This is a genomic window from Zoogloea sp. GDB6 (assembly GCF_056724105.1).
Genome location: NZ_CM161497.1, coordinates 60,695 through 84,090 on the forward strand (window position 1 = coordinate 60,695; position 23,396 = coordinate 84,090).

The window sequence follows — 23,396 nt, forward strand, 5'->3', positions numbered from 1 at the left end:
CATGCGCTCGCCTGTCGATTTGCCTGTCGCGTCCTCCCTGGTCCGGCGAATAGCCCTGCTGGCTTGCGGCCTGGGGCTGGCCGTTTCCGCCGCTGCCGTGCAGCCGATCCCTGCCTTTTCCGAGGTCAGGGCCGGTGCCGTGCCTTCGGTGGGTGTCCTGCTCGCCCGGGATGGCACACCATTGGCCGAGCGGCGCCTCAATCCCCATGTGCGCCGCCTGGAATGGGTGGGGCTGCACAGCCTGTCCCCATCGCTGAAGGAGGCCTTGCTGGCGGCGGAGGACAAGCGTTTCTTCGAGCATTCCGGCGTTGACTGGAAGGCCTTTGCCGGCTCCCTGTGGCACAACCTGTGGTATGACCGCAAGCGCGGCGCCTCGACCCTGTCGATGCAGGTGGCGGGCCTGCTCGACCCGGAACTGGCGCTCGGCCGCGATGGCATGCCGCGGCGCAGCCTCGGCCAGAAGTGGGACCAGGCCCTGGCCGCGCAGGCGCTGGAAGCCCGATGGACGAAGGAGCAGATCCTCGAGGCCTATCTCAACCTGGCGCCCTTCCGTGGTGATCTGCAGGGCGTCCATGCGGCGGCACGGGCGCTGTTCGGCAAGTCGCCGAGCGAGTTGGGGCGCCCCGAGGCGCTGATCCTGTCTGTTCTCCTGCGTGGGCCTAATGCCAAGCCGGACGTGGTGGCCCATCGGGCCTGTGTGCTGGCGGAGCGCCTCAATGCGCCGTCGGCCTGCACCGCAGCCCAGCGCCTTGCTGCCAACAATCTGGATCGCCAGCATACCGGGCCGCGCTGGGAGCTGGCTTCCCAGGCCGGACGGCTACTCCTCCAGCATCCCGGTGAACGCCTCACGACCACGTTGGATGCAGATACCCAGCGTGGCGTGACGTCGGTGCTGCATCGCCTCGGCACGCTGGAGGCGGCAGCGGTGGTGCTCGACAATCCTACCGGCGAGGTGCTGGCCTACGTCGGAGCGCCCGATTACGCGGCGCCCGACCACGCGCTCACGCCACGTAATCCGGGCAGCCTGTTGTCTCCCTTTGCCTACGGCCTGGCGCTGGAGCGTCGGTTGATCACGGCGGCCAGCCTGATGGAGGAGTCGCTGGCCAATCACGCTCCGACGCTGCCCGACGAGCGCATGTGGGTCAGTGTGCGGCGGGCGCTGGTGGAGGGAATGAGCGATCCGGCCCAGGCGGTGGGCAGGTTGGTGGCGGACGGCCTGCCGGATCGTCTGCGCCAGGCCGACGTGGATGTGCGCGGTGGTGGCGCTGAGCTCGCCTTGCTGCCGCTGGCGGCCCTCTATCGCAGCCTGGCGGTAGGGGGACAATGGCAGGCGCCGCGCTTCCTGGCCGCCTCGGAGCGTCCGTCACGCCGTGTGTTGCGCCCGGAGGCCAGCTTCATCGTGGCCGACATGCTGGCCGTGCCGGATGCCGACGGCAATCCGCAGCCTTTCGCCTTTCGGCAGTACGTCGCGGACAGCCGCGAGACGCTGACGGTGGGCTTCTCCGAGCGCTTCACGATCGTCCTGTGGGTCGCTGGTTTACGCAACGCCCCGCAGATCGGCAGCCAGGCCTGGCACGATATCCTGCGCGGCCTGTTGCGGGGCCAGACGCCGTCTCGACCGTTGCCGCCGCCGGGCGTGGTGTCGAGCCTGGTGGTGTTCGAGCCGCCGGTCGAGAGCCCGCGGCGGGAGTGGTTCATCCGCGGCACCGAGGTGGAGCGGGTCGCCGTGCCGCGACTGCTGCCGCGTATCGCCCAACCTCTTAATGGCGTGCTGGTGGATGCCATGGCGCTGCTGCGTGACGAGGGCTTCAAGGTGTATTTCGAGGCTACTCACATGCCGGCCGGGGCTAGGTGGCGTCTCAATGGTGAGGACCTCGGGAGCGGCGAGCGGATCGCCTGGCGGCCGGTGGCCGGTCGGCACGTGCTGGAGCTGATGTCTGCTGACGGCCAGGTTCTCGATAGCGTGATCTTTGCCGTGCGGGCACCTCTTGAGCCGCTACAGCGCCCGGATCAGCAGCCAGACAGCCAGTGACATCAGCAGGGTGCTGGTGAGTGGGATGTGGATATGCCGCCCGAAGAGGTCGAAGTGCAGGTCACCGGGCAGGTGCCCGATGCGCCAGCGCCGCAGCGGCAGGCTGGAGCCGAGTCCGGAAACCACGGCCACCACCACGATGGCCAGCAGCCATTTGAGCATTGTCCGCCGCCTTCCGTCATTCAAAGTCCCGATTTAACCGCAGTTTTCTGCGCAGCAACATGTTTTCCGCTTTCGCCCCGCCCGTGTGTGCTGTAAGTTCTGGACCCACAACAATACATATTCATGCCCACCCCATGACGCCGATCTCTCGCCTGCCATTTCCAGCCGTCTTTCTTCAGAGGGCGCGTGCATGAACCGCTCCCGTTTCGGCGATCTGGAAGTTCTCTGTCGCGCGCCGGCCGGCGCGGCCCACGAAACGCCCCTGCTGTTCGTCCACGGCGCCTACACCGCTGCCTGGTGTTGGGATGAGTTTTTCCTGTCGTGGTTTGCCGAGCAGGGCTACACGGCATATGCGATGTCCCTGTCCGGCCATGGCAAGAGCCGCGGGCGGGCCTATCTGGACAGCTTCTCCATAGCCGACTACGTGGCCGACGTGGCCGAGGTGGCTGCCGCGCTACCAGCGCCGCCGGTGCTGGTGGGGCACTCGATGGGCGGCATGGTGGTGCAGAAATTCCTCGAGAACCACTCGGCGCCGGGCGTGGTGCTGATGTCCTCGGTGCCGCCACAGGGGTTGCTCGGCTCGGCTTTCGGCCTGGCCTTCGCGCGGCCGCACCTGCTCGGCGATCTCAACCGCCTGATGGGCGGCGGCCAGCCGCAGATGGAAACCCTGCGGGACGCGCTGTTCCACGAGGCGATCGAACTGGAGCGCCTGCAGCGCTATTACCACCTGTGCCAGCCGGAGTCCCACCGGGCGATCTGGGATATGTCGCTGTTCGACCTGCCCTTCCTGTCGCGCATGCAGATTCCGCCGATGCTGGTGCTCGGTGGTGAGTACGACGTGCTGATTCCGCCGGACCAGGTGCGCATGACGGCGGCCCGCTACGGGGTCAAGGCGCAGATCCTGCCGGGCCTCGGGCATGGTCTGATGATGGAGTCGGACTGGCGTCTGGCGGCCGAGCCGATCGTGCACTGGATGAAGGAAAAGGGCCTGTAAATGCCCTGCAGGGCCCGTGTCTGGCCCGTGCCGTGAAGTCTGTCATGGCGGCGCGCTGCGCCATCGACCATGCTGAAACCGTGAACGAGAGGGTGCGGAGACGGCTGCAGGGGTTCCGTACCGATTTTCCTTCAACCTTTGGAGGCCGCAGCCGTTAGATACATCAGCGGGCCTGATTTTTTCCTTTACCCGCAACGGAGGCCGATATGGTGATCAGCATGGATATGGAAAGTGGTGCTCGGATCTACGGCGAGCCGGTCGAAGAGGTCGGCATGGCGTACGGCGATGAGGTGCTGAATGCCAACCCCTTGCCTCCCGAACTGGCGCTGGGGCTGCAGGAGGTGGCGAGCGTCGGGCGCGGGCAGCATGCAGCGCCCACTGACGTGGAGGCTTTCCTGGCTGCAGTCTATCGCTACCAGGAGTAGGACTCGTGGTTCCCGTCAGGCCTGCCGGCTCATCGAGCCCGCAGGCCTTTTTGCCTTTTAGAGCGCGTGGAGGCGGTCACCCCGGAGGAAACCGAGCAACGGCTGGGTGATGTCCTTGCCGAGCGCGATGACTTTGAACAGCTCACCCATTTCATGGGGGCCGGTGAGGCGTTGTACGGCCTTGGAGGCGCGGATGTAATCCACGCTGTCTTCCGGCGCCCGGCGGGCCAGGCATTCCAGGACGCCGCAGTTGAACAGCAGCGTGGCCTGGTTGGTGTAGCCGAGCACATCGAGACCGGCTTCGAAACCGGCTTCGGCCACGGCGGTGAAGTCCACGAAGGCGGTGATGTCGTTGAGCCCCGGCCACAGGAAGGGGTCGCCATGGGCGTGGTGGCGGAAGTAGCACAGCAGGGTGCCGGTGGCGCGGCTGTCGAGGTAGTACTCGGCCCGTGGGTAGCCGTAGTCCACCAGCAGCATGGCTCCGCGCTCCAGGCGTGCCGCCCATTCGGCGATCCACGCCCGCCCGGCGAGGTTGATCTCGCTGACGTATTCGCCTTCCTCGGGCAGCTGTATGTAGAGGGCGGCGGCGGCCTCGGCCACCTTGCCGCTTACTGGTTTGTCGGCCCATGCGAAGTTGCCGTCGGCACCGAGGGCCACGCCCCGCTCGAAGATGCCGTCCGGGCGCCACGCCACGAGGTGTACGGGCATCACGTCGAGCACTTCGTTGGCGACCAGCACACCGGAGAAGCGCTCCGGCAGGCTGTCCAGCCAGCGGACGCGGGATGCCAGGTGGGGCACTTTGGCGGCGAGGGTGTCGAATTGGCGTTCGCGCAGCTCACCGGATACTTCGAGGATACCGTAGCTGTCCGGCAGCGTGCCGCGGTGCTCCAGTTCCAGCAGCAGGTCGGCGGCCAGCAGGCCGGTGCCGGCGCCGGCCTCGATGATGTGCGGTGCCGACAATCCCATGACCTGCTGCACTTGGGCAGCCAGGGCTTGTCCGAACAAAGGGGTGAGTTCCGGTGCGGTGATAAAGTCGCCGCCCGGCCCGAACTTGTGGGCTCCGCCGCTGTAGTAGCCGAGGCCAGGCGTATATAGGGCTTCGGCCATGTAGGTGGCGAAGGAGATCCAGCCGTCCTGGGCCTCGATCAGGCTGCGCAGTCGGGAAACGAGGCGTGCGCTCTGTTCGAGGGCGTCGGGCGAGGGCTGGGGCAGGTTCATGGCGGTGGCGAGTAGGGGAAAATCCGCATTTTACCCGTTGGTTGCAGTGCACCGTCGAGGGGGCGGGCACCGTATGATTACGCCCTTCGCTTGAATTCGCTCCCCTTGGTAGTCATGATTGAAAATCCGATCGCCCCGGTCGTGTTGGTGACGGGCGGTGCGCGGCGCGTCGGCGCCGAACTGGTGCGGTGCCTCCATGAAGCCGGTGCGCGGGTGGCCGTGCATTATCGCCATTCCCGCAGCGAGGCCGAGGCCTTGGTCGCCGCGCTGGAACGCTTACGTCCGGGCTCGGCGCTAGCGCTGCAGGTGGACCTGCTGGACTGCTCGTGTCTGCCCAGCTTGGTCGAGTCCGTTGTGGCACATTTCGGGCGGCTCGATGGGCTGGTCAACAACGCGTCGAGTTTTTTCCCGACAGCGCTCGGTGAGATCGACGAAACGGCATGGGTCGATCTGATCGGTTCCAATCTGAAAGCGCCGCTGTTTCTCGCCCAGGCCGCGGCGCCGCATCTGACGGCGAGTGGGGGCTCGATCGTGAACATCGTCGACATCCATGCCGAACGGCCGTTGAAGGGCTACCCTTTGTACTGCGCCGCAAAGGCCGGCCTGTTGGGTTTGACCCGTGCGTTGGCACAGGAACTGGCGCCCCGGGTACGGGTGAATGGTGTGGCGCCGGGGGCGATCGAATGGCCCGACGATGGACAGTTTCCGCCGCCGGAACGGGAGCGCATCGTCGCCCATACCTTGCTGGGGCGAGTCGGCTCGCCGTCCGACATCGCGCGCACGGTGCGCTTCCTGCTGTTCGACGCGCCATACGTCACGGGGCAGATTTTATCGGTGGATGGTGGGCGAAGCGCCCATTTATAAGCTATTTAACATTTATGCCGATCGGTAATTGTGCGATCGGACTATAATCTTCGGAAATTTAATTGACATGGAACAAGTAGTGCCAGCCCTCGCCAGCCCGGCCGCCGAACAACCCGAAACGGAAGGCCGCCACTCCAATACGCTCCTGCGCCTGAAGAAATTCCTGATGCGCAAGGTCGGTGAGGCAATCGGCGATTACCGGATGATCGAGGATGGCGACGTGGTCATGGTCTGCCTGTCGGGCGGGAAGGACTCGTTCACGCTGCTGAGCCTGCTGATGGAAATGCGGGAGCGCGCGCCGATCGACTTCCGTATTGTCGCGATGAACCTCGACCAGAAGCAGCCCGGCTTTCCGGATCACGTACTGCCGGCGTATTTCGAATCGGTGGGCGTGGAATACCGGATCGTGACCGAAGACACTTATACAATTGTCAAGGACAAGATTCCTGAAGGTAAGACGACCTGCTCACTGTGTTCACGCCTGCGGCGGGGCATCATCTACCGAACGGCGAAGGAGCTCGGTGCAACCAAGATCGCCCTCGGCCATCATCGCGATGACATGATCGAAACCATGTTCCTGAACATGTTCTTCGGAGGCAAGATGAAGGGAATGCCACCGAAGCTGGTCAGCGACGATGGGCAGAATGTGGTGATCCGGCCGTTGGCTTACTGTTCTGAGAAGGACATCGAGCGTTTCGCCCGTGGCATGGAGTACCCGATCATCCCGTGCAACCTGTGCGGTAGCCAGGAGAATGCGCAACGCAAGCAGATCAAGGCCATGCTGCGTGACTGGGATGAGCGTTTTCCGGGGCGCATCGTGTCGATTGCCACCGCCATGAAAAACGTCGTGCCATCCCACATGGCGGATGCCGAATTGTTCGACTTCCGTAACGTGTCGCGAGACACCCAGGTCGAGCAGGGCGACATCGTTTTCGATAAACCGGAATTGCCGGTCCATCCGGAGGGGGCGGCAGCCATCCCGATCGGAATCTGGAAGAGCTGATGTCATGAACCATTGCATTGCCCTGGCCGGAGACCGTGTGGTCCGGGCCAACTTTTTTCCGCCAGGTGCGGATTACGGAGTCGTTCAGCATGCCTGATCGCGCCAAGGCGCCCTGCCTCCTCCTTGCCGAAATTGCCGGCGGCATTCTCCTTGCCGAAAAGCTGGGTGAGGCCGAGGCGGCCTATGCGGTCGAACGCAGTCTGAATCGTATGTCACGCTGCGCCGAGGCCTATCAGGCCATCGGCTTCGCGGTCAAGAAGGCATCGCTGGTTGCGCACTTTCTGGATGCGGATGCAGCCTTGTTGGCCGCGCGGGAGATGCGTGAGCGGGTGCGAGCCCTGCCGCCGATGAGGGGTATCAAGCTCATGCTCAAAGCCGGGGTGGTGCTGGAAACAGAAGCCGATGGGCTGGGGCTGGAGGCTGAAAAGCTGGCTGTGCTGCTGGTCGAAAGTCATGTTCCCGACAGTATCGCGGTATCGGAAAACCTGGGGCGGGTATTGACGCCGTCCCTGCGCCGCATGTTGGGACAGGCCAGCGATGGTGCAGGCGAAATGCCCATTCCCGTTCTCGAACTGGGGGAGGCTCCACCGCCCACGCCTGCCGAGCTGCGCCATGAGGCACTACAGGCTCATAAACACATGCGAATCAGTTATCGTGGGCGCAGTTGGGTGATCGATGTGGCCCGCCCGGCCTTGCTGTTCGGGCGTGATACCGGTAACGATATTGTGATCACCGATCCGCGGGTATCGCGTCAGCATGCCCGTCTCGAGCTTCGTAATGGGTTGTTCTATCTGGCCGATTCGAGCACCAACGGCACCTTCTTGCTCGAGGAGGGTAGCCCTGAACACTGCGTCAAGCGCGAGGAGTTCATCCTCGGCGAAAAGGGGCACATCGGCTGCGGGTTTTCCGTCGGCGACAATATGTCGGATGTAGTGGCGTTCGCCCTTGGGTGATGCTGCTGGAGGCGTGCCGGATCACATGACCAAGGGCCGCGATTGCGGCCCTTGGTCCATGCATGAAGCCTGTGCGGCGATTCAGTCCTTCAGGCGGCCCCTCATGAACTTCTTGCGCTCGTCGCTCTTCTTGTCCTTGGCGGAGGCCTTGCATTCCTTCATCTTGTCACTCCTCGCATGGACGGTTTGGCGGTGCTGCGCGTGCGCCATAAACGTACTGTGAGACCCGCAGTGGACGGCGGAGAGGCACGCCGATGCGTCGTTTGCGCCAAGTCGTGGAGTTGCGGCGGCTAAAAGCCGCTTTCTTCCATCGCGCGTCGCTGGCGGTCGACGAATTCCTGCGTCGAGTCGATGCCGCGCAGCAGTAGGATCGTCGAACGCACGGCCGCTTCGAGCAGCACGGCGAGGTTGCGGCCGGCCGCAACCGGCAGCACGACACGGCGTACCGGCACGCCGAGGATGGGCTGCTGTTCGCCGTCGAGGGTCAGGCGCAGCGGGTCTTCCTGGCCCGGCTGGCGGCGTTGCAGGTGGACCACCAGCTTGAGCTTCATCTTCCGCCGGCAGGCCGTCTCGCCGAAGATCGTGCGGATGTTGAGGATGCCGAGGCCGCGCACCTCGATGACGTCCTGCAGCAGTTCGGGGCAGCGTCCTTCCAGTACGGTCGGGGCGATGCGCGAGAACTCGACGATGTCGTCAGCCACCAGGCCGTGGCCGCGGGAGATCAGTTCCAGCGCCAGTTCCGACTTGCCGGCACCTGAGTCGCCGGTGATGAACACACCGAGGCCCAGTACGTCCATCAGCACCCCGTGCAGCGCGACCCTTTCGGCCAGCTGGCGCGACAGGTAGCTGCGCAGCAGGTCGATGACATTGGCGGACGGCAGCGGGCTGGCGAAGAGGGCGATGTCCTCGTTTGCGCACAGCGTGCGGATGATGCTCGGGATCTCCTCGTCGTCGGCGACGATGAGTGCCGGCGGGGCGTAGGAAAGGATCTCCCTGACGTGGTGGATGACCTTCTCGCGGGTCTGGCGGCGGGCCCAGGCCATCTCGGAGGAGCCGAGGATCTGCAGGCGGTCCGGGTGGATCAGGTTGAGGTGGCCGACCATGTCGGCAGGCCAGATGCGGTCTTCGGAGACCGAAATACGGGTCGCCAGGCTGCCGCAGATGTGGCGCAGCCGCAGGCGCTCCAGATTGTCGTCAAACAGCCGGCTGACCGTCGTCTGACGCATGGCTGCCCCATTGGGCGAAAAGGGTGTGGGCCGCCTGGGCATCGGGCGCGCTCATCAATTGTTCTCGGAAGCTGCGGTCGCTGAACATCTGAGCCAGTTCGGACAGCAGTTGAAGATGGTGTTCGTTGGCCTGCTCGGGCACCAGCAGCACGAACAGCATCGATACGGGACGTCCGTCGGGGGCGTCGAAGGGAACGGGGTCGGCGAGGCGGATGAAGGCACCCAGCGCCTCCTTGAGGCCCTTGATGCGGCCGTGGGGAATGGCGATGCCCTGGCCGAGGCCGGTCGAGCCGAGCTTCTCGCGGGCAAACAGGCTGTCGAAGACGGTGCTGCGGCCGATGCCGTGGTTGTTCTCGAACAGCAGGCCGGCTTGCTCGAAAGCGCGCTTCTTGCTGCTCGCCTCGAGCCCGACGACCACGTTGGTCGGCGGCAGAAGTTTGGCGATGAGGTTCATGCGAGGACTCTCCCGTGTGCGGAACGGTCCGACACAGGTTGCCGGTGAAAGGCGATTCAGGAAGATCCGGAGGCGGAGGCCGCCGGGGCCGTTGTGTCAATTGGGGCGCATTATAGCCACAACGGTCCCGGGGAAAAGCGTATTACTTAGCGCCGGGAATCAGGACTCGGCGAGGTGCTGCTTCAGGGAGTCGTGACCGTGGTCGCTGGTCTTGTCCTTGTACTTCAGGACCTGACGGTCGAGCTTGTCAATCAGCCCGTCGATGGCTGCGTACATGTCGGCATCTTCGTTCTCGACGTAGATGTCCTTGCCGCGCACGTGCACGGTGACTTCGGCCTTCTGACGCAGCTTTTCCACCGAGAGGATCACGCCGACGCTGGTGACGTTGTCGAAGTGACGGATCACGCGGTCCAGCTTGCTCGTAACGTACTCGCGGATGGCCGGCGTAACTTCGACGTGATGCCCCGTGATGTTGAGGTTCATGGTTGCTACCTTTCTGTCAGATGGTTTTGCGCAGACTGACCGGCGGAATATCGAGGGACTCGCGGTATTTTGCAATTGTCCGACGCGCCACGACGATACCCTGCTGGCCCAACAACTCGGCAATCTTGGCGTCGGACAAGGGTTTCTTCTTGTCTTCCGCTCCCACGAGCTGGCGAATCAGCGCCCGAATCGCCGTCGAGGAAGCAGCCCCACCGCTGTCGGTGGCAACGTGACTGCCGAAAAAATACTTGAACTCGAAAATGCCCCGCGGTGTGGCCATGTACTTTTGGGTGGTCACCCGCGAAACGGTGGATTCGTGTAGATCCAGCTGTTCGGCAATTTCCCGCAGGGTCAGCGGTCGCATTGCCACATCGCCATAATCGAAGAACTGGCGCTGGCGGTCAACGATCGCTTGCGAAACCCGCTGGATGGTGTCGAAACGCTGTTGCACGTTCTTGATCAGCCAGCGTGCTTCCTGCAGGTGGCTGGACAGGGAGCCGCTGGCGCCGCGGTTGTCGCGCAGGATCTGGGCATACAGCTGATTGATGCGCAGGCGTGGCATCGCGTCCGGATTGAGGCTGACGACCCAGTTGTTGCGCATCTTGCGGACCACCACGTCGGGGACCACGTAGCGGGTGTCGGCCTGGGAGAACTGGGCGCCGGGGCGCGGGTTGAGGCCGAGGATCAGCGCGTGGGCCTCGCGCAGCGTGTCGTCGCTGCAGCGCAGTGCGCGCTTGATCTTCAGGAAGTCGCGGGCGGCCAGCAGTTCGAGATGTTCGCTGACGATGGCGATGGCCAGGTCTCGGGCTTCGCTGGGGGGCTGGGTATGCAGTTGCAGGGCCAGGCACTGGCCCACGTCCTGGGCGCCGATGCCGGCCGGGTCCAGGCTCTGGATCTGGCGCAGCGCGATCTTGAGGTCGTCGAGCTCGATTTCCAGCTCTGGCGGCAACAGCGGCAGCAGATCGGCCAGGTCCTGGCTGAGGTAGCCGTCGTCGTCGAGGGCCTCGATGAGGAAGCGCACCAGCGCCCGATCCCGGTCGGACAGCGGGGTCAGCGCAACCTGGGCGTCCAGGTGGTCGCGCAAGGACGGCACCGCGGCCTGGAACTCCTGGAAGTCGGTCTCGTCATCGTCGTCGCGTTGCCCGCCACTACCCGCCGCAGCCCATTCACCGGCTTCGCCGCTACCGTCGAAATCGTGATCCGGTTCGCGCTCGCGTTCCGCCTCCCGGGATTGCTCCTGCTCGCGCTCGTGGGCGGCTTCGCTGCCCGCTGGCGCCACAGGGCCGGGTGCCTCGACGCGGCTCGAGCCGAGATCGCCCTCGGGCTCCTCCCGTTCGAGCATGGGGTTCTCCAGGAGGATCTTCTCGATCTCCTGGTTGAGTTCGAGGGTCAACAACTGCAGCAGCTTGATGGACTGCTGCAGCTGGGGCGTCAGCGCGAGATGCTGGGAGAGTTTGAGCTGGAGGCTGGGCTTCATGAGTCGTATCGGGCCTCAGAGCCTGAAGTGCTCGCCGAGGTACACCTGGCGAACCTGTTCGTTGTGAACGATCTCGTCCGGGCGGCCACTGGCCAGTACTTCGCCGGCGTTGATGATGAAGGCACGGTCGCAGATGCCGAGGGTTTCACGGACGTTGTGGTCGGTGATCAACACACCGATCCCCCTGTCCTTCAGGAAACGGATGATCTTCTGGATGTCGATGACGGCGATCGGATCGACGCCGGCAAAGGGTTCATCCAGCAGGATCAGGCGCGGATCGGTGGCTAGCGCGCGGGCGATCTCGCAGCGCCGGCGTTCGCCGCCGGATAGGGAGATCGCAGTGCTGTCGCGCAGGTGTTCGATGCCCAGCTCGTTCAGCAGCTCGTCGAGGCGGCTGGCGATCTGCGCCTTGGAGAGGCTCTGCAGTTCAAGCACTGCCTGGATGTTCTCGGCCACCGTCAGCTTGCGGAAGACGCTCATCTCCTGCGGCAGGTAGGACAGCCCGAGGCGAGCTCGCTGGTGGATCGGGCGATGGGTCAGCACCTCGTCGTCGAGGGTGATCTCACCGCCGTCGGCGGCCACCAGACCGACGATCATGTAGAAGCAGGTGGTCTTGCCGGCGCCGTTGGGACCGAGCAGACCGACCACCTCGCCGCTGCCGACGTTGAAGGAGACGTCGTGAACGACCGTGCGGGCCTTGTACTTCTTGCGCAGGTTGCTGACTTTAAGCAGGCTCATCGCCGGGGTGTTCTTTCAGGACTCTACGAATGATTTCGGTGGAAAAGCCGCGACCTTGAAGGAATCTCGCCTGCCGTGCCCATTCTCGCGCGTCTGCGGGCAGAGTGGCGAATTTTCGGCGGTGGATGTCGCGCGCTCGTTCGAGTTCGCTCTCGGCGGTGTTTTCCTCGATGGCGTCGCCGATCAGTTCGGAGGATACCCCGCGGCGGCTCAGTTCCAGTTTCAGACGGGCGGCGCCGAAGCGGCTGGCCTTGGAGCGTACGTAGGCGTCGGCGAAACGGGCATCGGACAGCAGGCCGAGGTCCACGAGGCGGTCGAGCTCGGCATCGACCTCCTCGGGGCTGCCGAGCGCGCCGAGCTTGCGCGCCAGCTCCGCGCGGGAGTGTTCCCGCTGGGCCAGGCAGCGCAGTGCGCGCTCATGCAGGCTTGCAGCCATCGGCGTGCCGTCCGGGGCCGCTGCGTCAGGCCGTCGCTGCGGCTGCCGGAGCCACCGCTGCCATCTCGGGCAGGCCGACCGCCACGCGGATCTTGTTTTCGATCTCGCGGGCGATGTGCGGGTTGGTCTTCAGGAACTCGCGGGCGTTGTCCTTGCCCTGGCCGATCTTCTCGCCGTTGTAGGCGTACCAGGCGCCGGACTTGTCGACGAACTTGTGCTGGACGCCCAGATCGATGATCTCGCCTTCGCGGGAGGTGCCCTCGCCGTACAGGATGTCGAACAGGGTTTCGCGGAACGGCGGGGCGACCTTGTTCTTGACGACCTTGACCTTGGTCTCGGAGCCGATCACCTCGTCGTTCTTCTTGATGGTGCCGATGCGGCGGATGTCCATGCGCACGGACGCGTAGAACTTGAGCGCGTTGCCGCCGGTGGTGGTTTCCGGGCTGCCGAACATCACACCGATCTTCATGCGGATCTGGTTGATGAAGATGACCAGCGTGTTGGTGCGCTTGATGTTGGCGGTGAGCTTGCGCAGGGCCTGGGACATCAGGCGGGCCTGCAGGCCGGGCAGCTGGTCGCCCATTTCGCCTTCGATTTCGGCCTTGGGCGTGAGAGCTGCGACGGAGTCGATGATGACCACGTCCACACCGCCGGAACGCACCAGCATGTCGGCGATCTCGAGGGCCTGTTCGCCGGTGTCCGGCTGGGAGATCAGCAGGTCGCCGATATTGACGCCGAGCTTCTGGGCGTAGGTAACGTCGAGCGCGTGTTCGGCGTCGATGAAGGCGGCGGTACCGCCGAGCTTCTGCATCTCGGCAACGACCTGGAGGGTCAGCGTGGTCTTGCCGGAGGATTCGGGACCATAGATCTCGACAACCCGGCCACGGGGCAGGCCGCCGATGCCGAGGGCGATGTCGAGGCCCAGGGAGCCGGTGGACACGGTCTGGATGTCGCTTTCGACCTCGCCGTCACCGAGGCGCATGATCGAGCCTTTGCCGAACTGCTTTTCGATCTGCGAAAGGGCAGCGGCGAGGGCCTTGGCCTTGTTGTCATCCATTTGTCTTGATCCTTGTGATAAGGGTTTTGGAGATTATGGCACAGAGTTTGCGTAGGAGTGGACGCAGGTGCCGCAGCAAATTTTCGCCACGAGGCATGTGGCGATGCTGGTATTTTATACAGTCGTTGGCGGGCGTCCAGCGAAATTGCTGAGCAATATTGCAATCTGCATGCCAGATGACTTTTTTGATGCCGCGCGTGCCGGCGTCGGAGATCTTCAGCGGTAGCGGCGGAGTAGTTCTTCGAGGGCGAAGACGACGGCCTGGCGGCGCACCGCTTCCCGGTCGCCGTCGAAGTGGCAGGTGGCGGTCTGGGCTGCCTCGCCGCTGCGGATCCAGCCGAAGCAGACGGTGCCGACGGGTTTTTCCGGGGAGCCGCCGGTGGGGCCGGCGATGCCCGAGATCGACAGGGCCAGGTCGGCCTCGGCGCGTTCCAGCGTGCCGCTGGCCATCGCCGCCGTGGTCTGTTCGCTGACCGCGCCGTAACGCGCCAGGGTCATCGGCGAGACGCCGAGCAGCGCGCACTTGGCGTCGTTGGAGTAGGTAATGAAGCCGCAGTCGAACCAGGCCGAACTGCCGGCCGTGGCGGTGACCACTTCGGCGACCCAGCCGCCGGTGCACGATTCGGCGCTGGCGAGCCGCCAGCCCTTGGCCTGCAGATGCTCGCCGACGAGGCGGGACAGGGTTTCCAGTTGCGCGTCCATCAGCCGATGATCCTCATCAGGATGGCCAGCACCAGCAGCGAATAGCCGGCGGCCAGCAGGTCGTCGAGCATCACGCCGAAGCCGCCGCGGGTGCGTTCGTCCACCCAGCGGATCGGCGGCGGCTTGACGATGTCGAAAAAGCGGAAGGTCACGAAGGCGGCGGCCTGCCAGGCCAGCGTGGCGGGGGTCAGCCACAGCACCAGCCAGATCGCGACGATTTCGTCCCACACGATGCTGCCGTGGTCGGCAACGCCGAGAGCCCGGCCAGTGCGTTCGCAGGCCAGCACGCCGAACAGGAAGCAGGCCACCAGCAGCGCGGCGAACATCGCGTCGGACAGCGGCGCCGACACGAAGGGGAACAGGGCCCACCCGGCCAGCGTGCCGAAGGTGCCGGGAGCCTTCGGTGCCAGCCCGGAGCCGAAGCCGAGGGCCACGAAATGGGCCGGATCGGAAACCAGGAAGCGCGGTGTGGGCTTCATGTGCTGCGGCCGAAGTGGTCGTAGCCGCTGGCCCGCGCCGGTCGCAACTGGCCGTCGCGGGTGCGTAGCGAGAGTTGTTCGGTCTGCGCCGTGATGTGGCCGATGCGGTGCAGCGGCAACCCCAGACTTTGCGAAATGGCCTCGATGTCGCCGCGGCGGTCGGCCGGCGCGGTGAACAGCAGTTCGTAGTCGTCACCGCCGGCGCTACAGGCGGTGAAGGCCCGCGCTGCGTCGCCGCAGGCGTCGGTCAGTGTGCTGAGGGGCAGCCTGGCCTCGTCGATCTCGGCGCCGACGCGGGATAGTTCGAGGATGTGGCTCAGGTCGCCGAACAGGCCGTCGGAGACGTCCAGCATCGCGTTGGCGAGCCCGCGCAGGGCAAGGCCAAGGGTGACCCGCGGCTGCGGCCGTTGCAGCGCGGCCAGGCAGTCGTCGCGGTAGGCCTTGGCCAGGCGGATCTCGCCGCGCAGGTCGGCGAGGCCGAGGGCTGCACGGCCCGGTGCGCCGGACACCCACAGGTCGTCGCCGGGGCGGGCGCCGGAGCGGGTGATGGCGGTGCCGGTCGGGACTTCACCGAAGATCGTCGGGCACAGGTTGAGTGGCCCGCGCGTGGTGTCGCCACCGATCGCGTCGATGCCGAAGGCCTCGCAGCAGGCGAAGAAGCCGCGTGCGAAGGCGGCGATCCACGCCTCGTCGGCGTTCGGCAGGCTGGCCGCCAGGACCACCCAGCGCGGCTCGGCGCCCATCGCGGCGATGTCGGAGACATTCACCGCGAGGGTCTTCCAGCCGAGGTCTTCCGGGTCGGTGTCGGCGAAGAAATGCGTGCCGGCCACCAGCATGTCGGTGGAGATGGCCAGCTGCATGCCGGCCCGGGGCCGGATCAGCGCCGCGTCGTCGCCCACCGCCAGGTCGGTGTGGCGGGCGGGACGCGTGAAGTGCCGGCGGATCAGGGCGAATTCGGAGGGCATCGCGCAGGGACGGTCCGGCGGCGGGGCCGGATCAGTTCGACTTGTCGTTGTTGCGGGGGGCGCGACGCTGCTGGGCGTTGGCTTCCACCTCGTCGGCCCGCACGCGGGCAGCGAGCTTGTCGAGCACGCCATTGACGAACTTGTGGCCGTCGGTGCCGCCGTAGCCCTTGGCCAGCTCGATGGCCTCGTTGATGATCACGCGGTAGGGCGTTTCCGGGCGATGCACCAGCTCGAAGGTGGCCATCAGCAGGATGCCGCGCTCGATCGGGGACAGCTCGTTGAGGGGGCGCTCGATGTAGGGGGCGAAGGCCACCTGCAGGTCCGGCGCATTGCCGATGGTGCCGCGCAAGAGGCCGAGGAAGAGGTCGCGGTCGCACTTGTCGAAACCGCCCACTTCGCCCATCTGGCTTTCGATGGAGGTCAGCGAGGACTGGCTCAGCAGCCACTGGTAGATACCCTGCAGCGCGAATTCGCGGGCGCGGCGGCGGGGGGACTTGTTCGGCGTGCTCATGCCAGCGCCTTCAGCAGACGGGCCATCTCGACGGCGGCCTGAGCGCAGTCGGCACCCTTCACTTGCATGCGGGCCAGCGCCTGGTCGTCGTCCTCGGTGGTGAGGATGCCGTTGGCGATGGGCACGCCGGTGTCCAGCGTGACGCGGGTGAGGCCGGCGCCCTGCTCGTTGGAGACCAGCTCGAAGTGGTAGGTCTCGCCGCGGATCACCGCGCCGAGGGCCACCAGCGCGTCGTAGCGGCCGCTCTTGGCCATGACCTGCAGGGTCAGCGGGGCTTCGAGGGCGCCGGGCACGGTGGCGATGGTGATCGCATCGGGGGCGACGCCAAGGCGCAGCAACTCGGCGGTACAGGAAGACAGCAGGCCTTCGCAGACGTCGATGTTGAAGCGGCACATGACGATGCCGACGCGGAGGCCCTGACCGTCGAGGTTCGGGGCGATTTCGGGAATGTTGTCGTAACGGGGCATGGGGTTACCTGAAAGGAGGATTCGTGGGCCGGTGGGCTCAGGCTTCGGGCGCGACGTGGCCGACGACGGTCAGGCCGAAACCGGCCATGCTCGGGATCTTGCGCGGGCTGGCCAGCAGCTTCATCTTGCCGACCTTGAGTTCGCGCAGGATCTGGGCGCCGATGCCGAACAGGCGCGGGTCCCACTTCTGGGCTGGCTTGGCGGCGGCCGGGTCGCCGGACAGCTGGGCGAGCAGGTCCTGGCCGCTCTGCGGGCGGTACAGCAGCACGATCACGCCATTGCCGTGTTCGGTGATGCGCTTGAGGGCGGCGTCCACCGGGAAGCTGTGGCGGCCACTGGTGGTGTCGAGGAAGTCCAGCACCGATACCGGTTCATGGACACGGACGAGGGTTTCGACGTCCGCACAGATGTCGCCATACACCATTGCCAGATGGACGTCGCCGGAGGTCTTGTCCTCGAAGGCGCACAGGCGGAACGGCCCGTGGGCGGTGGCGACGGTCTTCTCGCTGACCTTCTCGATCAGCTTCTCGGTGCGTGCGCGGTATTCGATGAGGTCGCGGATCGCGCCGATCTTCAGGCCGTGCTCCTGGGCGAACTCGATGAGTTCGGGCAGGCGGGCCATGGTGCCGTCGTCGTTCATGATCTCGCAGATCACCGACGCCGGTTCCAGCCCGGCGATGGCGGCCAGGTCGCAGCCGGCTTCGGTGTGGCCGGCGCGGATCAGCACGCCGCCCGGCTTGGCCATGATCGGGAAGATGTGGCCCGGCTGCACGATGTCGGTGGACTTGGCGTGGCGGGCCACGGCGGCCTGCACGGTGCGCGCCCGGTCGGCGGCGGAAATGCCGGTGGTGACACCCTCGGCAGCCTCGATCGACACCGTGAAGGCGGTGCTGAACTGGCTGCGGTTGTCCCGCGCCATGTGGTTGATGCCCAGCTGGCGGCAGCGCGCCTCGGTCAGCGTCAGGCAGATCAGGCCGCGGGCATGCTTGGCCATGAAGTTGATGGCTTCCGGCGTGATGTACTCGGCGGCGATGACGATGTCGCCTTCGTTCTCGCGGTCTTCCTCGTCCACGAGGATGACCATCTTGCCGGCCTTGATGTCGGCGATGATGTCCTGGATCGGGGCCAGTGCGCTCATGCGGAGGCTCCTTCTTCACTGTTGCGCCAGGCCTGCATGCGCTCCACGTAGCGGGCGATGAGGTCGATCTCCAGGTTCACGGTGCTGCCCGCGGCGAGGCGCTTGAGGGTGGTGACCTGCACGGTATGGGGAATCAGGTTGATCGAGAACTCGCGGCCGTCGACGCGATTCACCGTCAGGCTCACGCCGTCGATCGTCACCGAGCCCTTCTTGGCGATGTAGCCGGCGAGGGCGGCCGGGGCGCGGATGACCAGTTCGTGGCTCTCGCCGATCGGCGCGAACTTGACCACTTCGCCGATGCCGTCCACGTGGCCGGTGACCAGGTGGCCGCCGAGGCGGTCGGCCAGGCGCAGGGCCTTCTCGAGGTTCACTTCGCCGGGTTCGGCGAGACCGACCGTGCAGTTGAGGGTTTCGCGGGATACGTCGAAGTGGACGGTCTTGCCTTCTTGGGCAATCACCGTGAGGCACACGCCGTTGTTGGCGATGCTGTCGCCGAGCTGGACGTCGTCCAGGTCGAGGGTGCCGACGTCCACGGCGAGGCGAACGCCGTCTTCAAGGGGCGACACGCTCAGGATGCGGCCGGTAGCGGCAACGATTCCGGAGAACATGGGATTGGGGGCTTGGAAAGGGGAAAACGCGATTCTAGGCGATTTCCGTGCGGGGCTGGCGCTTTGTGCGGACGGCGATGCGCCTGGCTTCCGTCCCCAGGTGTAAATTCACTCGCCCCGAAACTCCGCTCGGCGGCGCGTCTGCAGAGCGTGGTGCTCCACAAGAACAGGCCCTGCCAGAGGGGCCAATCCCCGGCAGGGCCCGATCGTCAAGGTCTTAAAGAATCTCGGCGATATGGTCGCGTTCCTTCAGTTCCTCCTCGAACTGGCAGATTTCGCGGCCCAGCGCATTGCGCGCCGACACCATGCCAACCGGCCGGCCGTTGTCGACTACCGGTACGTGGCGGAAACCGCCCTCGAACATCATGTGCAGCGCGTGGTCGAGCAGCTTGTCCGGGCTGGCGGTCTGCAGGTTCACCGACATCACGTCGGCGAGGGGGGTCTTGTCCGGGTCGAGGCCCTTAGCCACTACCCGGTTGAGTACGTCGCGTTCGGTGAACAGGCCGGTCAGCAGGCCGTCGTCGTCGATCACCAGAATCGCGCCGACCTTGGCATTGGCCATGGCGACTGCCGCGGCACGGACGCTGGTTGCAGCGATGGCGCAGGTGATGGATTGGCCGTCGATGACGTCACGCAGGGTTCTATTCGGCATCGTTGTCTCCTTTATAGGTGTGTGTTGAAGATGCGGACAGGGTAAGCGCGAAGGCGGGGCGCGAGGGCGCCCCGCCGGGAATCCGGAATGCGGGTCAGGCCCCTGCCGGAGGCTGGGCCGGTTTGCTGATGTCGGGTTTGCTGTGCGTGCCGCTGGAGGTGCTGCAGGCTTGCGCTGTGGAGATGCATCCCAGAGCCAGCGCGAGGAGGAGGGCAACGGAGCGGGTCATGAGGGCTGCTCCTCGTGGAGGGATTCGATGATTAATCATGGAACGTTCGGGGCGCTTTCGCAAGCTGCGAAAAAGTACCGCCATACCTGTGTTGGGTAGCGTGGTATGGGCCCGAACTTAGGCATACCATCATCCGGTGGTGGATGGCGTGTAGCTGTCCGGACTCCGATGCGCATACGACGGGCAATGCAAGAACAATGACGAGCAGTCCCGAACCATCTTCTCAGGGGGAGGCGGAAGCCTACCGTGCCCTGCTCGAACTGGCCTCCCGGCAAACCGGCGTGGACCTCGAACGTTATAAGGAAGGTGGCTTGCACCGCCATGCCGTGCGGCGTTGCCGGATACTGGGCTTGAACACCTTTGTGGACTACCTGGCCTACGCGCAAACGTACACGGAGGAACTGACCCGTCTGCTGCAGGGTTGTATGGTGTCCGTGTCGTCCTTCTTCCGCGATGCCGAAGTGTTCGGCGAACTGGCGCACAGCCTGCGTGAACTGGTCGGCCGACAGCCGGCCGGCGTGCCGCTGCGGGCCTGGGTGCCGGCCTGTGCAACGGGCGAGGAAGCGTATTCCATTGCGATGTTGCTGGCCGAGACCGTCCATGAGCACGCGGTGCCGCGTCAGGTCCGCATCTTCGCCACCGACATCGACCAGGAGGCGCTCGAGTTCGCCCGCGCCGGCCGTTATGATGCCGCCGAACTGGAAGGCCTGGGGGCCGAACGCCTGGCTCGCTGGTTCGTTGCTGACGGGGAAGGTTGGCGGGTCGGCAAGGCCCTGCGGGAACTGTGCGTCTTCTCGCTGCACGACCTCACCGGCCATCCGCCCTTCATTCGCATGGATCTGGTCAGTTGCCGCAACGTGCTGATCTATTTCAAGCCCGAGCAGCAGGCCGAGCTGATCAGCAGCTTCCACTTCGCCCTCAACCCGGACGGGCTGTTGTTTCTCGGCAAGGCCGAATCCATCGGCGCCGCACAAGCCCTGTTCGAGCCCGTCGATGCCGCCGGCAAACTGTATCGACGCCGCACCTCCACTGGCGCGGAGCACGTGCCCGGCTTCCGCTACGGCTTGCCAGATCGCCTCGCCCGCGTGGCGCCGCGCCAGCACGCCCGGCCGCAACGGGACGTGCTGGCCGAACAGGCGCGGGACCTGGTGGCGGAAGCCTATGGTCCGCCGGGGGTGCTGGTGGATGCCCATTTCGAACCCCTGTATTTCTTTGGCGCGTCGCGGCGCTACTTCGCGCTGCCGGTGGCCAGTGCCGACTTCTCGGTGTTTGCGCTGGTGCTGCCGGAATTGCGCGGTGAGCTCAAGGCCCTGGGCGTGCGCATGCGCCAGGATGCCGCCGATGTGTTGCGTGGCATGGGTGCCCAGGTGCGCATCGGTGACGCAACCCTGAAGGTGCGTCCGGTGTTGCGGCGGGTGGCCGGGCCGGATGGGGCGCCATCGGGGGCTGTGCTGATCAGCTTCGAGGAAACCACGGTCAAGCCGATGCCACCGGTGGATGCCGCGGGAGAAGGGCTGGCGGCTGCCGAAGCGGCGGACGAGATCGCCCGCCTGCGCCAGGAACTGGCCGACACCCGGGAACACCTGCAGGCGGTCATCGAGGAACTGGAAAGCTCCAACGAGGAATTGCAAGCCCTCAACGAGGAGATCCAGGCCGCCAGTGAGGAGCTGCAGTCTTCCAACGAAGAGCTGCAGGCCTCCAATGAGGAGCTCACTACGCTCAACGAGGCACTGCGCCTGAAGTCCCTCGAATACGTGCAGCTCAACACCACCCTTGCCAACATCCAGGACTCCATCCGCTCCAGCCTGGTCGTGGTGGATCGGGATGGGCGGGTGACCCGCTTCAATGCACTGGCCGGACGCATCTTCGGCCTGCTGCCCGACGACATCGGCCAGTTCCTGTACGGCGTGCCCTGCCATCTCGACCTGCCGCTGTTGCGGCAGTGGGTGACTGGCGTGGTGGCGGGCGAGGGCTCGCGGGTCGAGCATGTGCAACAGCGCGACCTGCATTACCTGATCCAGGTCGATCCCTACCTCGACGATGCTGGCTGCACTGCGGGTGCCGTGCTGACCTTTACCGACATTTCCGACCTGCGCCGCGCCGAGGATGCCCGGGCTCATAGCGAGGCCCGTTTCCGCCAGGTCTGGGATTCCAGCGTCGAAGGCCTGCTGGTGGTCAAGCCCGACGGGGAGATGGTGCTCGTCAATCCCTCCATCGCGCAGATGTTCGGTTATGGAGAAGACGAATTGGTCGGCCAGCCGGTCGACATGCTGGTGCCGGAAGCCCAGCGGAAAGGCCACGGCCTCCAGCGCGAGCGTTATCACCACAGCCCCGCGCAGGCCCAGGCCCTGATGTCCCGACGCAACCTCCATGGTTGCCGCAAGGACGGCAGCGAGTTCGCCATCGAGCTGAGCCTCGGCAGCCTCAACATCGATGGCGTCGATCACGTGCTCGCCACCGTTTCGGATGTCACCGAGCGCAGTCTGGCCGAGGAGCTTCTCAAGGCCAGCGAGCGCCGCCTGCGCCTGGCCCTCGATGCGGCCCGGGCCGGATCGTGGGAATGGTTTGTGGACAGCAACAATAACTTCTGGTCCGACGAACTATGGGCGCTGTACGGTCTGGAGCCCCAGGCCATCACCCCTTCCTACGATGCCTGGCGGCAGCTCGTACACCCCGTGGACCGGGGTCGAGTGGAGTCTGTCGTGACCGGTGCGAGCGCGCGGGGCGAGCGTTTCGAAGTGGAATGGCGCGTCAATCTGCCGGGCGACGCGCCGCCCCGCTGGTTGCTGTCCATCGGACAACCGGTGCGCGACGACGAAGGCCGGGTGTGCAGCTACATCGGCATCTCCACCGACATTACCGAACGCAAGCGCGCCGAGCACGAGTTGCTGCGCCACCGCCAGAACCTTGAAAGCCTGGTGGACGCGCGCACCCGCGAACTGCTGCAGGCCAAGGAGGCCGCCGAGTCCGCCAATCGGGCCAAGAGCGCCTTCCTCGCCAACATGAGCCATGAGATCCGCACGCCCCTCAACGCAGTGCTCGGCATGGCGCGCATCATGCAGCGGGACGGCGTCAGCCCGACCCAGGCTGAGCAGCTCGGCAAGATCGACGGTGCCGCCCAGCACCTGCTCGGCGTCATCAACGACATCCTCGACCTGTCCAAGATCGAGGCCGAGAAGTTCATCCTCGAGGAAGGGGAGTTCGCGCTGGACGGGGTGGCAGCCAACGTCGCCTCCATGATCCACGACCGCAGCACAGCCAAGGGCCTGTGCCTCGTTGTGGACACGGAGAGCGTGCCCTGGTTGGTGCGCGGTGATTCGACGCGCTTCACGCAGGCGCTGCTGAACCTCGCCAGCAATGCGGTCAAGTTCACCGAGTCCGGCGCTATCACCCTCAGCCTGCGCATCGACGAGCGCCAGGGCGATGCGCTGCGTGTGCGCGCCGAAGTGAGCGATACCGGGATCGGCATCCCGCGGGAGGTCCTGCCCAAGCTGTTCCGCCCCTTCGAGCAGGGGGACGCCTCCACCACCCGCAAGTACGGCGGCACCGGCCTCGGGCTGGCGATCACCCGGCGGCTGGCCGAGCTGATGGGCGGCGAAGCCGGCGTCACGAGCGATGTCGGGAAGGGCAGTACCTTCTGGTTCACCGCCTGGCTGGGGGTCGGGCGTTCTGTCCAGCAGGCGCCGCCGGATCAGGATGACGGCGGTTGTGCGGAGAGCGTGCTGCAGAGGGAGTACGCCGGTGCGCAGGTTCTGCTGGTGGAGGACGAGCCGGTGAACCAGGAGGTCGCCAAGCTGTTCCTGTTCGACGCCGGGCTGGATGTGGCGGTGGCAGGCAACGGCGCGGTGGCGGTGGACATGGCGGCCGGCTCGCCTTTCGACCTGATCCTGATGGACATGCAGATGCCCGAGATGGACGGCCTCGAGGCGACCCGCCGGATCCGCGCGCTGCCGGCATACAGCCAGGTGCCGATCATCGCGATGACCGCCAACGCCTTTGCCGAAGACCGCGCCCAGTGCCTGGCCGCCGGCATGGATGACTTCCTGTCCAAACCGGTCGATCCAGACCGGCTGTTCTCGACCATCCTGCGCTGGTTGCGGCGGCGCTAGCCGCCGCCGGGGTA

General features: G+C 65.6%; 26 protein-coding genes. 7 read left to right on the top strand and 19 right to left on the bottom strand.

Features of this window, described 5'->3' with window-relative positions:
• Position 1: 1 nt before the first annotated feature.
• Positions 2-2,032 carry a transglycosylase domain-containing protein gene (locus AC1PQG_RS00265; RefSeq protein WP_481120693.1) on the top strand — a complete coding sequence of 677 codons (2,031 nt, stop codon included), beginning with the start codon at positions 2-4 and terminating at the stop codon, positions 2,030-2,032.
• Here AC1PQG_RS00265 and AC1PQG_RS00270 read toward each other — a convergent pair.
• Positions 1,997-2,194 (bottom strand): DUF2905 domain-containing protein, encoded by a 198-nt coding sequence (locus AC1PQG_RS00270; protein ID WP_481116858.1) that lies wholly within the window; start codon positions 2,192-2,194, stop codon positions 1,997-1,999. The two genes, AC1PQG_RS00265 and AC1PQG_RS00270, sit on opposite strands and share 36 nt — an antisense overlap.
• A gap of 190 nt (positions 2,195-2,384) precedes the next feature.
• Between AC1PQG_RS00270 and AC1PQG_RS00275 the strand changes: the two genes are divergently transcribed.
• Together AC1PQG_RS00275 and AC1PQG_RS00280 are read left to right on the top strand one after the other, a co-directional pair.
• On the top strand, positions 2,385-3,188 hold the full coding sequence (locus AC1PQG_RS00275; protein ID WP_481120694.1) for an alpha/beta hydrolase: 804 nt from the start codon (positions 2,385-2,387) through the stop codon (positions 3,186-3,188).
• 218 nt (positions 3,189-3,406) lie between these two features.
• Positions 3,407-3,613 (top strand): hypothetical protein, encoded by a 207-nt coding sequence (locus AC1PQG_RS00280; protein ID WP_481120695.1) that lies wholly within the window; start codon positions 3,407-3,409, stop codon positions 3,611-3,613.
• 57 nt (positions 3,614-3,670) lie between these two features.
• Here AC1PQG_RS00280 and AC1PQG_RS00285 read toward each other — a convergent pair whose 3' ends face one another.
• Positions 3,671-4,831: a class I SAM-dependent methyltransferase gene (locus AC1PQG_RS00285; protein ID WP_481120696.1), complete on the bottom strand. Its 1,161-nt coding sequence runs from the start codon at positions 4,829-4,831 to the stop codon at positions 3,671-3,673.
• 114 nt (positions 4,832-4,945) lie between these two features.
• Here AC1PQG_RS00285 and AC1PQG_RS00290 point away from each other — a divergent pair, with 114 nt between their 5' ends.
• The 3 genes from AC1PQG_RS00290 (at position 4,946) to AC1PQG_RS00300 (ending at position 7,651) form a co-directional block, all read left to right on the top strand.
• A complete protein-coding gene (locus AC1PQG_RS00290; protein WP_481120697.1) occupies positions 4,946-5,695 on the top strand; it encodes a pteridine reductase in 750 nt (249 codons plus the stop codon).
• Positions 5,696-5,762: 67 nt separating this feature from the next.
• A complete protein-coding gene (ttcA, locus tag AC1PQG_RS00295) occupies positions 5,763-6,698 on the top strand; it encodes a tRNA 2-thiocytidine(32) synthetase TtcA (RefSeq protein WP_481118185.1) in 936 nt (311 codons plus the stop codon).
• A gap of 89 nt (positions 6,699-6,787) precedes the next feature.
• The gene (locus AC1PQG_RS00300) at positions 6,788-7,651 is read left to right on the top strand and encodes an FHA domain-containing protein (protein WP_481120698.1); all 864 of its coding nucleotides are present in this window, start codon (positions 6,788-6,790) and stop codon (positions 7,649-7,651) included.
• Positions 7,652-7,732: 81 nt separating this feature from the next.
• On the opposite strand, the gene AC1PQG_RS00305 is transcribed toward AC1PQG_RS00300, so the two are convergent.
• The 17 genes from AC1PQG_RS00305 to AC1PQG_RS00385 form a co-directional block, all read right to left on the bottom strand.
• The gene (locus tag AC1PQG_RS00305; RefSeq protein ID WP_481120699.1) at positions 7,733-7,861 is read right to left on the bottom strand and encodes a PsiF family protein; all 129 of its coding nucleotides are present in this window, start codon (positions 7,859-7,861) and stop codon (positions 7,733-7,735) included.
• Positions 7,862-7,941: 80 nt separating this feature from the next.
• A complete protein-coding gene (gene hprK / locus AC1PQG_RS00310) occupies positions 7,942-8,877 on the bottom strand; it encodes an HPr(Ser) kinase/phosphatase (protein ID WP_481120700.1) in 936 nt (311 codons plus the stop codon).
• Positions 8,846-9,331 carry a PTS IIA-like nitrogen regulatory protein PtsN gene (gene ptsN, locus AC1PQG_RS00315; RefSeq protein WP_481116866.1) on the bottom strand — a complete coding sequence of 162 codons (486 nt, stop codon included), beginning with the start codon at positions 9,329-9,331 and terminating at the stop codon, positions 8,846-8,848. Before ptsN ends, hprK begins: the two co-directional genes overlap by 32 nt.
• Positions 9,332-9,490: 159 nt before the next feature.
• On the bottom strand, positions 9,491-9,814 hold the full coding sequence (gene hpf / locus AC1PQG_RS00320) for a ribosome hibernation-promoting factor, HPF/YfiA family (protein WP_481116867.1): 324 nt from the start codon (positions 9,812-9,814) through the stop codon (positions 9,491-9,493).
• 16 nt (positions 9,815-9,830) lie between these two features.
• A complete protein-coding gene (locus AC1PQG_RS00325) occupies positions 9,831-11,291 on the bottom strand; it encodes an RNA polymerase factor sigma-54 (protein ID WP_481120701.1) in 1,461 nt (486 codons plus the stop codon).
• A 15-nt stretch (positions 11,292-11,306) separates the two neighbouring features.
• Positions 11,307-12,029: an LPS export ABC transporter ATP-binding protein gene (gene lptB, locus AC1PQG_RS00330; RefSeq protein WP_481120702.1), complete on the bottom strand. Its 723-nt coding sequence runs from the start codon at positions 12,027-12,029 to the stop codon at positions 11,307-11,309.
• Entirely contained in the window at positions 12,016-12,465 is a 450-nt protein-coding gene (gene recX, locus AC1PQG_RS00335; RefSeq protein WP_481120703.1) for a recombination regulator RecX, read from the bottom strand. Before recX ends, lptB begins: the two co-directional genes overlap by 14 nt.
• Before the next feature lie 25 nt (positions 12,466-12,490).
• Positions 12,491-13,522 carry a recombinase RecA gene (recA, locus tag AC1PQG_RS00340; RefSeq protein WP_481120704.1) on the bottom strand — a complete coding sequence of 344 codons (1,032 nt, stop codon included), beginning with the start codon at positions 13,520-13,522 and terminating at the stop codon, positions 12,491-12,493.
• A 216-nt stretch (positions 13,523-13,738) separates the two neighbouring features.
• On the bottom strand, positions 13,739-14,224 hold the full coding sequence (pncC, locus tag AC1PQG_RS00345; protein ID WP_481116873.1) for a nicotinamide-nucleotide amidase: 486 nt from the start codon (positions 14,222-14,224) through the stop codon (positions 13,739-13,741).
• Positions 14,224-14,703 (bottom strand): phosphatidylglycerophosphatase A family protein, encoded by a 480-nt coding sequence (locus AC1PQG_RS00350; RefSeq protein ID WP_481120705.1) that lies wholly within the window; start codon positions 14,701-14,703, stop codon positions 14,224-14,226. Before AC1PQG_RS00350 ends, pncC begins: the two co-directional genes overlap by 1 nt.
• Entirely contained in the window at positions 14,700-15,668 is a 969-nt protein-coding gene (gene thiL, locus AC1PQG_RS00355) for a thiamine-phosphate kinase (protein WP_481120706.1), read from the bottom strand. The genes AC1PQG_RS00350 and thiL overlap by 4 nt, the downstream gene beginning before the upstream one ends.
• 31 nt (positions 15,669-15,699) lie before the next feature.
• Positions 15,700-16,179 (bottom strand): transcription antitermination factor NusB, encoded by a 480-nt coding sequence (gene nusB, locus AC1PQG_RS00360; RefSeq protein WP_481120707.1) that lies wholly within the window; start codon positions 16,177-16,179, stop codon positions 15,700-15,702.
• Positions 16,176-16,646: a 6,7-dimethyl-8-ribityllumazine synthase gene (gene ribH, locus AC1PQG_RS00365; RefSeq protein WP_374481487.1), complete on the bottom strand. Its 471-nt coding sequence runs from the start codon at positions 16,644-16,646 to the stop codon at positions 16,176-16,178. The genes nusB and ribH overlap by 4 nt, the downstream gene beginning before the upstream one ends.
• Positions 16,647-16,683: 37 nt before the next feature.
• A complete protein-coding gene (gene ribBA, locus AC1PQG_RS00370; RefSeq protein WP_481120708.1) occupies positions 16,684-17,784 on the bottom strand; it encodes a bifunctional 3,4-dihydroxy-2-butanone-4-phosphate synthase/GTP cyclohydrolase II in 1,101 nt (366 codons plus the stop codon).
• Positions 17,781-18,392 (bottom strand): riboflavin synthase, encoded by a 612-nt coding sequence (locus AC1PQG_RS00375; RefSeq protein WP_481120709.1) that lies wholly within the window; start codon positions 18,390-18,392, stop codon positions 17,781-17,783. The genes ribBA and AC1PQG_RS00375 overlap by 4 nt, the downstream gene beginning before the upstream one ends.
• 217 nt (positions 18,393-18,609) lie before the next feature.
• On the bottom strand, positions 18,610-19,044 hold the full coding sequence (locus AC1PQG_RS00380) for a CBS domain-containing protein (RefSeq protein ID WP_481120710.1): 435 nt from the start codon (positions 19,042-19,044) through the stop codon (positions 18,610-18,612).
• Positions 19,045-19,138: 94 nt separating this feature from the next.
• Positions 19,139-19,273: a hypothetical protein gene (locus tag AC1PQG_RS00385; RefSeq protein ID WP_481120711.1), complete on the bottom strand. Its 135-nt coding sequence runs from the start codon at positions 19,271-19,273 to the stop codon at positions 19,139-19,141.
• Between the two features lie 197 nt (positions 19,274-19,470).
• On the opposite strand from AC1PQG_RS00385, the gene AC1PQG_RS00390 reads away from it, so the two are divergent.
• Positions 19,471-23,382 carry a CheR family methyltransferase gene (locus AC1PQG_RS00390; RefSeq protein ID WP_481120712.1) on the top strand — a complete coding sequence of 1,304 codons (3,912 nt, stop codon included), beginning with the start codon at positions 19,471-19,473 and terminating at the stop codon, positions 23,380-23,382.
• Positions 23,383-23,396 lie beyond the last annotated feature (14 nt).

Bases quoted from the DNA above. Each gene is read 5' to 3' on its own strand.
- AC1PQG_RS00265 (WP_481120693.1), top strand. From the start codon at position 2: ATGCGCTCGCCTGTCGATTTGCCTGTCGCGTCCTCCCTGGTCCGGCGA.
- AC1PQG_RS00270 (WP_481116858.1), bottom strand. From the start codon at position 2,194: ATGCTCAAATGGCTGCTGGCCATCGTGGTGGTGGCCGTGGTTTCCGGA.
- AC1PQG_RS00275 (WP_481120694.1), top strand. From the start codon at position 2,385: ATGAACCGCTCCCGTTTCGGCGATCTGGAAGTTCTCTGTCGCGCGCCG.
- AC1PQG_RS00280 (WP_481120695.1), top strand. From the start codon at position 3,407: ATGGATATGGAAAGTGGTGCTCGGATCTACGGCGAGCCGGTCGAAGAG.
- AC1PQG_RS00285 (WP_481120696.1), bottom strand. From the start codon at position 4,831: ATGAACCTGCCCCAGCCCTCGCCCGACGCCCTCGAACAGAGCGCACGC.
- AC1PQG_RS00290 (WP_481120697.1), top strand. From the start codon at position 4,946: ATGATTGAAAATCCGATCGCCCCGGTCGTGTTGGTGACGGGCGGTGCG.
- ttcA (WP_481118185.1), top strand. From the start codon at position 5,763: ATGGAACAAGTAGTGCCAGCCCTCGCCAGCCCGGCCGCCGAACAACCC.
- AC1PQG_RS00300 (WP_481120698.1), top strand. From the start codon at position 6,788: ATGCCTGATCGCGCCAAGGCGCCCTGCCTCCTCCTTGCCGAAATTGCC.
- AC1PQG_RS00305 (WP_481120699.1), bottom strand. From the start codon at position 7,861: ATGGCGCACGCGCAGCACCGCCAAACCGTCCATGCGAGGAGTGACAAG.
- hprK (WP_481120700.1), bottom strand. From the start codon at position 8,877: ATGCGTCAGACGACGGTCAGCCGGCTGTTTGACGACAATCTGGAGCGC.
- ptsN (WP_481116866.1), bottom strand. From the start codon at position 9,331: ATGAACCTCATCGCCAAACTTCTGCCGCCGACCAACGTGGTCGTCGGG.
- hpf (WP_481116867.1), bottom strand. From the start codon at position 9,814: ATGAACCTCAACATCACGGGGCATCACGTCGAAGTTACGCCGGCCATC.
- AC1PQG_RS00325 (WP_481120701.1), bottom strand. From the start codon at position 11,291: ATGAAGCCCAGCCTCCAGCTCAAACTCTCCCAGCATCTCGCGCTGACG.
- lptB (WP_481120702.1), bottom strand. From the start codon at position 12,029: ATGAGCCTGCTTAAAGTCAGCAACCTGCGCAAGAAGTACAAGGCCCGC.
- recX (WP_481120703.1), bottom strand. From the start codon at position 12,465: ATGGCTGCAAGCCTGCATGAGCGCGCACTGCGCTGCCTGGCCCAGCGG.
- recA (WP_481120704.1), bottom strand. From the start codon at position 13,522: ATGGATGACAACAAGGCCAAGGCCCTCGCCGCTGCCCTTTCGCAGATC.
- pncC (WP_481116873.1), bottom strand. From the start codon at position 14,224: ATGGACGCGCAACTGGAAACCCTGTCCCGCCTCGTCGGCGAGCATCTG.
- AC1PQG_RS00350 (WP_481120705.1), bottom strand. From the start codon at position 14,703: ATGAAGCCCACACCGCGCTTCCTGGTTTCCGATCCGGCCCATTTCGTG.
- thiL (WP_481120706.1), bottom strand. From the start codon at position 15,668: ATGCCCTCCGAATTCGCCCTGATCCGCCGGCACTTCACGCGTCCCGCC.
- nusB (WP_481120707.1), bottom strand. From the start codon at position 16,179: ATGAGCACGCCGAACAAGTCCCCCCGCCGCCGCGCCCGCGAATTCGCG.
- ribH (WP_374481487.1), bottom strand. From the start codon at position 16,646: ATGCCCCGTTACGACAACATTCCCGAAATCGCCCCGAACCTCGACGGT.
- ribBA (WP_481120708.1), bottom strand. From the start codon at position 17,784: ATGAGCGCACTGGCCCCGATCCAGGACATCATCGCCGACATCAAGGCC.
- AC1PQG_RS00375 (WP_481120709.1), bottom strand. From the start codon at position 18,392: ATGTTCTCCGGAATCGTTGCCGCTACCGGCCGCATCCTGAGCGTGTCG.
- AC1PQG_RS00380 (WP_481120710.1), bottom strand. From the start codon at position 19,044: ATGCCGAATAGAACCCTGCGTGACGTCATCGACGGCCAATCCATCACC.
- AC1PQG_RS00385 (WP_481120711.1), bottom strand. From the start codon at position 19,273: ATGACCCGCTCCGTTGCCCTCCTCCTCGCGCTGGCTCTGGGATGCATC.
- AC1PQG_RS00390 (WP_481120712.1), top strand. From the start codon at position 19,471: ATGACGAGCAGTCCCGAACCATCTTCTCAGGGGGAGGCGGAAGCCTAC.